9 protein-coding genes are annotated in these 11,881 nt (G+C 65.1%); 8 read left to right on the plus strand and 1 reads right to left on the minus strand.

The genetic code is table 11. The annotated features are described in order from the left end of the window. The first annotated feature begins 23 nt into the window (after positions 1 to 23). The 5 genes from EIM48_RS11020 to EIM48_RS15355 all read left to right on the plus strand — a co-directional run bounded on the left by EIM48_RS11020 (position 24) and on the right by EIM48_RS15355 (position 4,882). Positions 24 to 1,265: a flavohemoglobin expression-modulating QEGLA motif protein gene (locus EIM48_RS11020; RefSeq protein ID WP_125077342.1), complete on the plus strand. Its 1,242-nt coding sequence runs from the start codon at positions 24 to 26 to the stop codon at positions 1,263 to 1,265. Positions 1,266 to 1,438: 173 nt separating this feature from the next. Continuing rightward, positions 1,439 to 3,733 carry an NADP-dependent malic enzyme gene (locus EIM48_RS11025; protein ID WP_125111649.1) on the plus strand — a complete coding sequence of 765 codons (2,295 nt, stop codon included), beginning with the start codon at positions 1,439 to 1,441 and terminating at the stop codon, positions 3,731 to 3,733. 222 nt (positions 3,734 to 3,955) lie between these two features. Beyond that, positions 3,956 to 4,186 carry a hypothetical protein gene (locus EIM48_RS11030; protein ID WP_125077340.1) on the plus strand — a complete coding sequence of 77 codons (231 nt, stop codon included), beginning with the start codon at positions 3,956 to 3,958 and terminating at the stop codon, positions 4,184 to 4,186. Between the two features lie 46 nt (positions 4,187 to 4,232). Next, positions 4,233 to 4,697, plus strand: a complete 465-nt coding sequence (locus tag EIM48_RS11035) for a hypothetical protein (RefSeq protein ID WP_028915152.1) — start codon at positions 4,233 to 4,235, stop codon at positions 4,695 to 4,697. 44 nt (positions 4,698 to 4,741) lie between these two features. Continuing rightward, positions 4,742 to 4,882 carry a hypothetical protein gene (locus EIM48_RS15355; RefSeq protein WP_019399036.1) on the plus strand — a complete coding sequence of 47 codons (141 nt, stop codon included), beginning with the start codon at positions 4,742 to 4,744 and terminating at the stop codon, positions 4,880 to 4,882. Between the two features lie 105 nt (positions 4,883 to 4,987). On the opposite strand, the gene EIM48_RS11040 is transcribed toward EIM48_RS15355, so the two are convergent. Further along, the gene (locus EIM48_RS11040; protein ID WP_019399037.1) at positions 4,988 to 5,401 is read right to left on the minus strand and encodes an STAS domain-containing protein; all 414 of its coding nucleotides are present in this window, start codon (positions 5,399 to 5,401) and stop codon (positions 4,988 to 4,990) included. A gap of 756 nt (positions 5,402 to 6,157) precedes the next feature. Between EIM48_RS11040 and aceE the strand changes: the two genes are divergently transcribed. The 3 genes from aceE (at position 6,158) to EIM48_RS11055 (ending at position 11,730) form a co-directional block, all read left to right on the plus strand. After that, complete coding sequence (aceE, locus tag EIM48_RS11045; RefSeq protein ID WP_125111650.1) at positions 6,158 to 8,848, plus strand: pyruvate dehydrogenase (acetyl-transferring), homodimeric type; 2,691 nt, start codon at positions 6,158 to 6,160, stop codon at positions 8,846 to 8,848. 135 nt (positions 8,849 to 8,983) lie between these two features. After that, positions 8,984 to 10,267 (plus strand): AAA family ATPase, encoded by a 1,284-nt coding sequence (locus tag EIM48_RS11050; RefSeq protein WP_125111651.1) that lies wholly within the window; start codon positions 8,984 to 8,986, stop codon positions 10,265 to 10,267. Next, positions 10,267 to 11,730 carry a hypothetical protein gene (locus EIM48_RS11055; RefSeq protein ID WP_125111652.1) on the plus strand — a complete coding sequence of 488 codons (1,464 nt, stop codon included), beginning with the start codon at positions 10,267 to 10,269 and terminating at the stop codon, positions 11,728 to 11,730. Before EIM48_RS11050 ends, EIM48_RS11055 begins: the two co-directional genes overlap by 1 nt. The last annotated feature ends 151 nt before the right edge of the window (positions 11,731 to 11,881 follow it).

The following is an 11,881-nucleotide window of genomic DNA, read 5'->3' on the forward strand; positions in this document are numbered from 1 at the left end:
CCCCATGCGCCGCCGAGCCGCCGATGACCGACGCCATCGCCCGCCATGCCGCACTGGACCGGCGCCTGGTCCGGGCTGCGCGCGGCATCCGCCTGCTCGGCCTGGCCAGCTGGCCGGCCGCGGTGCAGCACGCCTTCCTGGCCGCCTGGCGCCAGGGTCGGGCGGTGCTGCCCCGGGTCGAGTACCCGAAGTTGGACTTCGCCGCCGCCCGCACCGAACTGCGCGCGGTGGCCGCCGCCGCCGACCCCGGCCACCCGCTGGGCATCTACCTGCGCGAGTCGGCCGCCAGCTGGGAGCGCGCGGCGCGGCTGCTGGAGGCGCTGGGCACGGCCCGGGCCGGGGCCGAGGCGGTGGCCCTGTTCGGGCGTCCGGACGATCCGCTGCCCGGCGACGGCCCCACCACCCGCGAGGCCGCGCACCACTTCATCCAGATCGCCGGCGAGCTGGACCACGAGCTGTTCTCCCCGGCCGAACAGGTGCCCGTCTCCGCGACCGCGCTGGCGCTGCAGCTGCAGGGCGACCTGGACGAGTTCTTCGGCCGGCGCGTGGTCCAGGTCGAACTGGACCCGGAGCTGATCGCCAAGGCCGCCGCCGGCGCCACCCGCATCCGCCTGCGCGCCGGCGCCGCCTTCAGCGACTACGACCGCCGCCAGCTGTTCCACCACGAGGCCCTGGTGCACTCGCTGACCGCGCTCAACGGCCGCAACCAGGAGGTGCTGCCGAGCCTGGCCCTGGCCTCGCCGCGGGTCACCGCCACCCAGGAGGGCCTGGCCACCCTGGCCGAGCTGATCACCGGCAGCATCGACATCGGCCGGATGAAGCGCATCAGCCTGCGCACCGAGGCGGTGGCCATGGCCCTGGACGGCGCGGACTTCCTGCAGGTATTCGGCTACTTCCTCGGCGCCGGGCAGGGCGAGGAGGAGAGCTTCGCCTCGGCCCAGCGCGTGTTCCGCGGCGTGCCGCTCTCCGGGGGCTGCGCCTTCACCAAGGACACGGTGTACCTGCGCGGCCTGGTCGGCGTGCACACCTTCTTCCGCCTGGCCCTGCAACGCGACCGCCTGCGCCTGTGCCGCTGGCTGCTGGCCGGCAAGATGACCCTGGACGACGTGGTCCGCTTCGAGCCGCTGTTCGCCGACGGCACCCTGGAGCCGCCGCAGTGGCTGCCGCCATGGATCGAACGCGCCGGCGGCCTGGCCGGGCTGCTGGCGTTCTCGCTGTTCGCCAACCGCATCCGCATCGACCACATCGGCGAAGGCCTGCGCTGAGGGCGCTGGCCAACGCTGTCATGCCGCAAGCGCCGCGCCGATACGCCGATTGCTGCACTGCATCGAAGCACGTGCGTCGCGCCGGCGCCGCTGCGGCCGCGATTGCAAGGGGGGTCGCTGCGTCGCCGGAGGGCTTAGAATCGAGCCCCCTTGTGCCGCGCCGAACCCGATCGATGTCCGAACAGGAAGATTTCAAACAGGCCGCCCTCGACTACCACCGCTTCCCGCGCCCCGGCAAGATCAAGGTCTCGCCGACCAAGGCCATGCTCACCCAGCGCGACCTCGCCCTGGCCTATTCGCCGGGCGTGGCCCATGCCTGCGAGGCGATCGTCGAGGACCCGCGGCAGGCCAGCGAGCTGACCGCGCGCGGCAACCTGGTGGCGGTGGTCTCCAACGGCACCGCGGTGCTGGGCCTGGGCAACATCGGCCCGCTGGCCGGCAAGCCGGTGATGGAAGGCAAGGGCGTGCTGTTCAAGAAGTTCGCCGGCATCGACGTGTTCGACATCGAGATCGACGAGACCGACCCGGACAAGCTGGTCGACATCATCGCCTCGCTGGAGCCGACCTTCGGCGGCATCAACCTGGAGGACATCAAGGCGCCGGAGTGCTTCATCGTCGAGCGCAAGCTGCGCGAGCGGATGAACATCCCGGTGTTCCACGACGACCAGCACGGCACCGCGATCATCGTCGGCGCCGCGGTGGTCAACGCCCTGCACGTGGTCGGCAAGAAGATCGAGGACGTGAAGCTGGCCACCACCGGCATGGGCGCGGCCGGCATCTCCTGCGTGGACATGCTGGTCTCGCTGGGCCTGCGCCCGGAGAACATCCTGGCCTTCGACCGCGGCGGCGTGATCCACACCGGCCGTGCCGACCTGGACCCGGACAAGCGCCGCTACGCGCGCGACACCGACGCCCGCACCCTGGAGGAGATCGTCACCGGCGCCGACATCTTCCTGGGCCTGTCGGCCGGCGGCATCCTCAAGCCGGAGATGGTCGCCACCATGGCCGAGCGCCCGATCATCCTGGCGCTGGCCAACCCGTATCCGGAGATCCTGCCGGAGGAAGCGCGCCGCGTGCGCCCGGACGCGATCATCGCCACCGGCCGTTCGGACTACCCGAACCAGGTCAACAACGCGCTGTGCTTCCCCTACCTGTTCCGCGGCGCGCTGGACGTCGGCGCCACCGGCATCAACGAGGCGATGAAGGTCGCCTGCGTGCACGCCATCGCCGCGCTGGCGCGCAAGGAAGCCTCCGACCTGGGCAGCGCCTACGGCGACGAGATCCCCAGCTTCGGCCCCGACTACCTGATCCCGCGCCCGTTCGACCCGCGCCTGCTGGTCGAGCTGTCCTCGGCGGTGGCGCAGGCGGCGATGGATTCCGGCATCGCCCAGCGCCCGATCGAGGACATGGCCGCCTACCGCGAGAAGCTCGGCCAGTTCGTCTACCGCTCCAGCCTGATGATGAAGCCGGTCTACGACCGCGCCCGCTCCGACCTCAAGCGCGTGGCCTACGCCGAGGGCGAGGAGGAAGTGGTGCTGCGCGCGGTGCAGACCGTGGTCGACGAGGGCCTGGCGTTCCCGATCCTGATCGGCCGCCCGGAGGTGATCGAGACCCGGATCAAGCGCCTGGGCCTGCGCATCCGCCCCGGCGTGGACGTGGAGATCACCAACCAGGACGACGACCCGCGCTTCAACGAGTACTGGCAGCACTACCACGCCCTGACCGAGCGCCGCGGCGTGACCGTGGCCGCGGCCAAGAGCCTGATGCGCTCGCGCCCGACCCTGATCGGCGCGGTGATGGTGGCGCGCGGCGAAGCCGACGCCCTGCTCACCGGCATCGTCGGCCGCTTCCACAAGAAGCTGGGCTACGTGCGCAGCGTGATCCCGCTGGAGCCGCGGGTGCAGTCCACCTCGGCCATGACCGGCGTGATCAACCAGCAGGGCGTGTTCTTCTTCGTGGACACCCACGTGCAGGAGGACCCGACCGCCGAGCAGATCGCCGAGGCCACGCTGCAGGCCGCGTTCCGCATGCGCCTGTTCGGCATCGAGCCGAACGTGGCCCTGCTGTCGCACTCCAACTTCGGCAGCCACGAATCGAAGGACGCGCTGAAGATGCGCCAGGTGCGCGAACTGCTGCGCAAGCGCAGCCCGCGCCTGAACATGGACGGCGAGATGCAGGCCGATACCGCCTGGGACGAGCTGCTGCGCGGCAAGATCATGCCCAACAGCACCCTCAAGGGCCGCGCCAACCTGTTCGTGATGCCCAACCTGGAGGCGGCGAACATCGCCTACAACCTGGTGCGGGTGTTCACCGACGGCGTCGCCATCGGCCCGATCCTGATGGGCATCAGCAAGCCGGTGCACATCCTCACCACCAGCGCCACCCCGCGCCGCATCCTCAACATGACCGCCATCGCCGCGGTCGACGCGCAGATCCGCCAGCAGCTGGAGCGGGGTGGGGGGGATTGAGCCCCGCTGGCGTGCATGGCGACGGGTGCCGCGCATTCGGGCAGGCCGTCGCCGTCCACACGCCAGTCTGCCGACGCGACGGATCGGGTCGGAGTTTTCTGACCCGAGATTCAGGGCGTGGGCTCTGGCGGCGCCTTGCCGGATATGAAAAATAGCGATGGCCGGCGGGGGCCGGCCGTGCGGGCCAGGGGTGGTCCGCACGCAGAATCCAAGGAGTGGATGATGCGTATCTTGAAAGTCGACGAAGTCCCGTATGTTTGCGGGGGCATGAAGATGGCGGGCGAGGTCTGCAAGGGCGACCTCTGTGCCAAGGTCAGCGTCGAAGGTGATCCTGGCAATCTGGGGAAGACCCTGACCAACATTTACGATGGTCTGGTGGATTTCACCGCCCACGTGATGTTTACCGTGGCGGATGCGTACCGGTCCCTCCGGGATACCTTCCGCGGTGAGTAATGACCAGGGGCGCGGATTGCCGCGCCCCTGCCTCTGAGAGCAGTGCATGAACTATCTGCCGCTCATCCTGATTCTGGACTATCTCGCAAGCTTGCTTCTTGGCCTGTTGTGCCGCGACTTGTTGGCTGGCCCGGTGAATCCTGCCAGGTTCCTCGAGCTGCCTAACCTGCTTCCCGTGATCCTGGTGATGCCGTTCCTTGAAACGGCCCTCATTCATTCGCTTCTTGTCGAGGCGAGCTTGAAGCTGGGCAGGGGGAAGCCCGTGGCCCTCTATGTAGGCGGTGCCTTGGCCGGGCTTGTCTTCTTCGTCCTGCACCTTGTGATGAATGGCCCTTTCAATGGCCTGGTGTACGGACTGCCCGGAGGTATATCCCTTTCGGTCATGTATTGCCTGGCACGCAAGGACGGGGCAAAGGTCGCCTTCTTCCATACCTGGATGCTGCATCTTGCATCCAATGCCCTGCTTGTCCTGTCGGTGGCGTACTACGGGATGACATTGGGGGGCGCGTGAAACATGCGTGCTCGCGTGATGGACGTACACATTCGGTTGCCGCTATGAAGACCAGGAACAGTCTGCCGCTGATGCTGTTCGCCTTCCTTGCCTTCGCTTGGACATGGCATAACCGCGCAAGCCTGATGACGATTGCCCACGCGGCGTACGACACCCACGTCAAGCTTTCGCAGGAGTGCAGCTAGACCGTCGTGGCTGCAGCGAGGTGGGCAGGTTCGGTGTTCTGCCGGCCCGGATAACGCAGCGCAGGCAGGGAAGCAACGGAACGGGACGGCGCTGAGGCCGAGGGATCAGCCGTCCGCGCCGGCTTCCGGCGCGTGCGCCGCCACCTTGGACACCAGTCGGCGCTGCATGACGTCGAAGTACGCGTCGGCCTCCTCGTAGGAGGCAAACACCTCCTCGACCGGTACCGCCTCGACCACGTCGAGGACTTTCCGCACCTGGGGTTGCGGGTTGACCAGCAGAACGGCGCGATGGCGGGCGGCGAGGGCGCGGCGCACCCGCTCGAGCGAACGGATGCCGGCGCTGTTGATGTAGTTGAGGCCTTCCAGGTCCAGCACCACCGACGACACCCGGTCGTCGGCCAGCAGCGGATCCAGCGCCTGGTCCAGCTCCGGATAGCTGCCCGCGTCCAGGCGGCCGCTGACGGCAATGCGCTGGACGCCGTTGTGCGGCGGGGTGGGGTCGATCCTGAGCTGGCTCATTGCGTCGGTCTCCAGTCCCGCAGGGATACGGCGGCCTGCGGAGGCGCCCCGGGGGTCGGGCTGCCAGTACTGGATCGTATGGGGGCAGATGCAAAGGCCACGTGGTGATCGGAAGCCATGCCTGAACGGTTCTTCAGGCACCCGGCGGCGGTGGGGCCATGCCGCAGTCCCTCCAGCGACCAGGTCGCCGGCATTGCAGGCCAACCTGCCCGGGTGGGCTCCCACAGCGGCATGGTCGCGGTCGACGCTTTCGTCCCGGCTCCTACCCGCCGGGCGCGGGAGCAACCCGGCAAGCATGTGTCCGGCGGCACCCGCATCGGCGCTGGATCAGGCGTGCCTCCGCATCGCCCGCCCGGCACGGCCAACGCCCATCGATCTGACCTGGATCAGGGCCATCAGTCGCGACCCCGTTATGTAGTGCCCCGACCCCACACACGGTCGTTTGCTGGCGTTTTTGCGACGCAACAAAACCTGCTCCGGCTGCGATCCGGTGGGCGTGCAGTGCGTCGCCCGGCAACAGCCCTGTCAGTCGCGGCCGCCACTGGTTGCAACGGAGACTATCCGCCAGACGTGCCGCCAGGCGGGCCTTGGTGCGGTCGGCGGCCCGTCTCCCCCTCGCAATTCACACCGGTGAAAAAGCCTGTCCCACCGCACATACGCACCCGTAGCGAAGCGGCCGGTGCCACCCGTGCGGTAAACTCCGGGGTCCACAAGAACGTCACGCCGCGGCCCCCCACGCGCGGCAATGGGAGTGATATGAACTGGCTGAACGATGTGCTGCACAACGATCCGGATCCGGTAGAGACCCGCGAGTGGATCGAATCGCTCAAGGCGGTGATCGACCGTGACGGCCCGGAGCGTGCGCATGCACTGCTGGAGGACATGGTCGAGCTGACCCGCCGCTCCGGCGCGTTCCTTCCGTTCTCGCCCACCACCGAGTACGTCAACACCATCCCGCCGCACCAGGAGGCCAAGAGCCCGGGCAACGCGGAGCTGGAGTGGCGCATCCGCTCGATCATCCGCTGGAACGCCATGGCGATGGTCGTGCGCGCCAACCGCAAGCCGGGCGACCTGGGCGGCCACATCGCCTCCTTCGCCTCGGCGGCGACCCTGTACGACGTGGGCTTCAACCACTTCTGGCGTGCCCCGTCCGACCACCACCCGGGCGACCTGCTCTACATCCAGGGCCACAGCGCCCCGGGCATCTACGCCCGCTCGTTCCTGGAAGGCCGCATCAGCGAGAGCCAGCTGGACAACTTCCGCATGGAAGTCGACGGCCGCGGCATCTCCTCCTACCCGCACCCCTGGCTGATGCCGGACTACTGGCAGACCCCGACCGTGTCCATGGGCCTGGGCCCGCTGGCGGCGATCTACCAGGCCCAGTTCATGAAGTACCTGGAGCACCGCGGCCTGATCGAGCCGTCCGACCGCAAGGTCTGGTGCTTCCTGGGCGACGGCGAGACCGACGAGCCGGAGAGCCTGGGCGCCATCGCCCTGGCTGGCCGCGAGGGCCTGGACAACCTGATCTTCGTGGTCAACTGCAACCTGCAGCGCCTGGACGGCCCGGTGCGCGGCAACGGCAAGATCATCCAGGAGCTGGAAGGCGTGTTCCGCGGCGGCGGCTGGAACGTCATCAAGGTCCTGTGGGGCAGCTACTGGGATCCGCTGCTGGCCAAGGACACCGACGGCGTCCTGCGCAAGCTGATGATGGAAACCGTCGACGGCGAGTACCAGAACTGCAAGGCCTTCGGCGGCGCGTATACCCGCGAGCACTTCTTCGGCAAGTACCCGGAGACCCGCGCCATGGTCGCCAACATGTCCGACGAGGACATCTGGCGCCTGAACCGCGGCGGCCATGACCCGCACAAGGTCTACGCCGCCTACCACGCCGCGGTGAACACCAAGGGCATGCCGACCGTGATCCTGGCCAAGACGGTCAAGGGCTACGGCATGGGCAGCGCCGGCGAGTCGCTGAACCCGACCCACCAGACCAAGAAGCTGGACGACGACGCCGTGCGCGCGTTCCGCGACCGCTTCAACATCCCGATCAGCGACAAGCAGCTGGCCGAGGCGGGGCAGGTTCCGTTCTACCACCCCGGCGAGGACTCGCCGGAAGTGCAGTACCTCAAGGAGCGCCGCGCCGCGCTGGGCGGCTACCTGCCGCAGCGCCGCCGCAAGGCCAGCAAGTCCTTCGCCGTGCCCGGCCTGGACAAGTTCGAGCGCCTGCTCAAGTCCAGCGGCGACCGCGCCTACTCCACCACCATGGCCTTCGTGCAGACGCTCAACATCGCCCTGCGCGACAAGGAGATCGGTCCGCGCCTGGTGCCGATCGTGGCCGACGAGGCCCGCACCTTCGGCATGGAAGGCCTGTTCCGCCAGATCGGCATCTACGCCCCGTTCGGCCAGAAGTACAAGCCGGTCGACGCCGACCAGCTGATGTACTACCGCGAGGACCAGTCCGGCCAGGTGCTGCAGCAGGGCATCAGCGAGCCGGGCGCGATCGCGTCGTGGATGGCCGCCGGCACCAGCTACTCGGTGTCCGACGTGCCGATGCTGCCGTTCTACATCTACTACTCGATGTTCGGCTTCCAGCGCGTGGGCGACATCGCCTGGCAGGCGGCCGACATGCGTACCCGCGGCTTCCTGCTCGGCGGCACCTCCGGCCGCACCACCCTCAACGGCGAGGGCCTGCAGCACGAGGACGGCCACAGCCACCTGCTGGCCGGCGCCATCCCGAACTGCCGCAGCTACGATCCGACCTTCGGCTACGAGGTCACGGTCATCATGCAGCACGGCATGAAGGCCATGCTCGAGGACCAGATCGACGAGTACTACTACATCACCCTGATGAACGAGAACTACACCCATCCGGAGATGCCGGAGGGTGCGGCCGAGGGCATCATCAAGGGCATGTACCTGCTGAAGGACGCCGGCAAGCCCAAGAAGGGCGAGCTGCGCGTGCAGCTGATGGGCTCGGGCACGATCCTGCGCGAGGCCATCGCCGCCGCCGAGCTGCTGGACAAGGACTTCGGCGTCACCGCCGACATCTGGTCCTGCCCCAGCTTCAACGAGCTGCGCAAGGAAGGCTTCGCCACCGAGCGCTGGAACCGCCTGCATCCGGAGGAGACCCCGCGCAAGCCGTACGTCACCCAGCTGCTGGAGGGCCGCCAGGGCCCGGCCATCGCCGCCACCGACTACGTGCGCGTGTTCGCCGACCAGATCCGCGGTTTCGTGCCGATGAGCTACACCGTGCTGGGTACCGACGGCTTCGGCCGCTCCGACACCCGCGCCAACCTGCGCCGCTTCTTCGAGGTGGACCGCTACTACATCGCCCACGCGGCGATCGCGGCCCTGGCCAAGGAGGGCAAGATGACCGGCAAGGATGTGGCCAGGGCGATCAAGCTCTACAAGATCGATCCGGAGAAGGCGAACCCGGTTGGGGTGTAAACAGCTCTAAGGTGTTGGATCGCTGAGAGGGCCGGCGCCAGCGCCGGCCCTCTTGCATAATGGGCGCCCAGCAGTAAGAGTGCCGCTCGAGCCGATCTTGTGGACAAGGTGACTGCGCCACCCTCAGGGATAAGTATGAGCACAATCCTATTCGATGAGTCGTTGACGAAGTTTTGCGAACTCGTAGTCGCTGCAGGTGCAGACGATTTCCTCAAAAATGGTGCCTTCGTTCGCAGTCCGTCCGGACAGCTTCAGCTGGTTGTGAATTATGCATGCTGGAACGAAGCGCTTGCGGTTGATCTCCGGCCGGTCGTGGCGGGGGCGCTGGGGAAGTATTCCGCCACAGTGCCAGATAATATTATCCGCGACGTGGAGTCGCCGCTTGTAAACGAGAGGCACCTAATACTTCCAGAGCGGGTAATTCTCGGCGGCCAGACGATTTTCGTCAGGCTCGTCGATAAGCGGGCTGCAGGCCAAGATTGGCTGCGGAAGCCTAGGGTCGAAGACCAAGATGGTCCACCACGCATGGTGTTCTGGAGTCTAAAAGGTGGTGTGGGTCGTACAACTGCTCTTGTAGCCTTGGCGGCTAGCATTGCGCGTGGCGGCGGTAACGTTCTTGTACTCGACCTGGATCTTGAAGCGCCGGGAGTAGGCGACCAGCTCTTGAAGGAAACTGAAAGACCCAAGTTTGGTGTGGTTGACTATCTCCTTGAGGACGCGGTCGGGAATATCGATCTGGATGCGATTGTTGGCGACGTCGTGGGTGTGAGCACTCTTGTCGAAGGTGCGGGATTGATCCATGTATGCCCGGCAGCCGGGCTGGTGTCCGTAACTAGGCCAGAGAACTACCTGGCGAAGCTTTTTAGAGCGTACCGCGCAGACGGGGGGGTTAGGCCGCTTTCCTCCCGGATTTCAATGCTAATTGACTCGCTCGTGGATCGTCGCCGCTACGATGCGGTTCTGATCGACGCCAGAGCTGGGCTTAACGAGTCGACTGCTGCCGCTGTGCTTGGGCTCAATGCGGATGTACTGCTATTTGGTCACAAAACCCTCCAAACTTTCTCTGGCTATCGGTACGCTCTCGCGCATCTCTCTAGGTTCGTAACGGAGGAAGATGGGGAGTGGCGGCTGCGCCTAAAAATGGTTCACGCCAAAGCTGCTGCGAATTCCAGCGCACAAGATGAGTTTCGTGACCAGGCTTTCGAGCTGTTCTCCGAATGGCTGTACGACCAGACCGGTGATTTCTCCTTCAGTCTGGATGATGATGCGGCGCCTCATGCCTCGTGGATCATTCTGGATGATTCTAACTATCGGGATTTTGATCCTGTGGACAGTCCGGACCTGTTGACTGGGCGTGCTTTCGACGCAACCTTTGGTGCGTTCATCGATGCTGCGCGTGAGCGACTGAGGATTAGGTGATGAGGCCTACAATTCAGGTTGTGGCCGATCTTCGCGGAGGCCTGCAGCAGCTTCCTCTGGATGTCTCACATAATGCTTCGAGGCCGCCTGATCCGAAGGAAATGTATGCACCGAGGGGGCATGAAGGTGCTCTCGATCCGGATCGTGCGATCGTAGTGGGCAATCGGGGTGTCGGGAAGAGTTTCTGGTCTGGCGCCCTAATTGACGAGGATACGAGGCGGGTTCTCGCGCTGGCTTATCCCAAATTGAACTTGGCTTCAGTGCGTGCGTCCCTGGGTTTCTCCGGAGATGATTTCAGCAAAGGCGCTGCGCCATCGGCTAATGTGTTGCGTTCTCTTCTTGAAAAGGGGATTCGACCAGAGACAGTTTGGCGTAGTGTGCTGCTAAAAGCTATTGATAGGACGTGGGAGAGCGAGAGTTTCGAGAAAGCTTGTGCGTTCATTAACGAGCATCCCGAAGAGTACGAGCGTGCAATGGTCGCAGCCGATGCCCGGCTGCGGCGTGAGGGTGTCAAGCAGCTTCTCGTCTTCGACGCGCTAGACCGGCTGGGCGCCAACTGGCAGGTGGTTCGAGAGCTCACGCGGGGCCTTCTGCGACTCTCGCTGTCACTTCGAAGTTATTCGTCTATTCGTGCCAAGATTTTCGTGCGCCCAGATCAGGGTGACGATCGCCTTGTCTTTGATTTTCCAGACGCATCTAAGCTTCGCGCTGAGCGTGTGGAGCTCAAGTGGTCTACTACAGATCTCTATGGTCTTCTCTATAGCTGGTTGGCCAACTCTACGGTTTCCAAGGGGGCGTTTGCTGCACTCCTTAAGGGAGTGAAACTTGAGTTGCGGGAAGATATGGGCATTTTCGCTTTGCCCGAAGCGATCAAGTCTGATGAGCGCGCTCAGGCGGACTTGTTCACCGTTTTGGCCGGCGAATTCATGGGGAACAATCACCGTCGAGGTCGAACCTACACGTGGCTGCCCAATCACCTTGGCGATGCCCATGGTCAAACAGCGCCGCGTACTTTCTTGACGGCGCTTAAGGTTGCGGCCGATCGCGGGGTGCATGACCAGGCAATGGCGAAGAAGCAAGCAATTGACCATCACGGGATCAAAGAAGGTGTGCAACGGGCTTCGCAGGTTCGTCTGGATCAGCTCGCGGAGGATCACGTTTGGATCCGAAGTGCACTCAGTAGCCTGTCTGGCATGGAGGTTCCCTGCGCTGCTGAGGCCATTATTGCTAAATGGCGACAGGACGGCTTAGTTAGAAAGATTCGGAAGGATGTTGAAAGTGGCAAGTATCTAGGCCCTTTGGAGCTTCAGGCTCCTTCTGCTAGTGAGGGAGCAATTCTTGATGCGTTGACCCGAATCGCCGTCACGGAGCAACGTTCTAGCGGGAAAATTAACATCCCAGACATTTTCCGTGTTGCGGCGAGCTTGAAGCGCCGAGGTGGTATCAAGCCGCCTGGTAAGTGAAGGCTGAATGTGGGGTCGATTACTTAAAGAACCGGGTAAACGGGAAAGGCAAGAAAGCAGGGTCAGAGTCCGATTTTTATCGGCTCTGGCCCTTTTGTTTTTGGAGAGTACGAACCCGATCCGGTGAATCGCCCCGTGTTTCGTAGACACT

This window comes from Pseudoxanthomonas sp. SGNA-20 (assembly GCF_003931635.1).
Classification (GTDB): Bacteria; Pseudomonadota; Gammaproteobacteria; order Xanthomonadales; family Xanthomonadaceae; genus Pseudoxanthomonas.

What these genes read in the sequence shown, in the direction of transcription:
- EIM48_RS11020 (WP_125077342.1), top strand. Translation starts at nt 24, where the DNA reads ATGACCGACGCCATCGCCCGCCATGCCGCACTGGACCGGCGCCTGGTC.
- EIM48_RS11025 (WP_125111649.1), top strand. Translation starts at nt 1,439, where the DNA reads ATGTCCGAACAGGAAGATTTCAAACAGGCCGCCCTCGACTACCACCGC.
- EIM48_RS11030 (WP_125077340.1), top strand. Translation starts at nt 3,956, where the DNA reads ATGCGTATCTTGAAAGTCGACGAAGTCCCGTATGTTTGCGGGGGCATG.
- EIM48_RS11035 (WP_028915152.1), top strand. Translation starts at nt 4,233, where the DNA reads ATGAACTATCTGCCGCTCATCCTGATTCTGGACTATCTCGCAAGCTTG.
- EIM48_RS15355 (WP_019399036.1), top strand. Translation starts at nt 4,742, where the DNA reads ATGAAGACCAGGAACAGTCTGCCGCTGATGCTGTTCGCCTTCCTTGCC.
- EIM48_RS11040 (WP_019399037.1), bottom strand. Translation starts at nt 5,401, where the DNA reads ATGAGCCAGCTCAGGATCGACCCCACCCCGCCGCACAACGGCGTCCAG.
- aceE (WP_125111650.1), top strand. Translation starts at nt 6,158, where the DNA reads ATGAACTGGCTGAACGATGTGCTGCACAACGATCCGGATCCGGTAGAG.
- EIM48_RS11050 (WP_125111651.1), top strand. Translation starts at nt 8,984, where the DNA reads ATGAGCACAATCCTATTCGATGAGTCGTTGACGAAGTTTTGCGAACTC.
- EIM48_RS11055 (WP_125111652.1), top strand. Translation starts at nt 10,267, where the DNA reads ATGAGGCCTACAATTCAGGTTGTGGCCGATCTTCGCGGAGGCCTGCAG.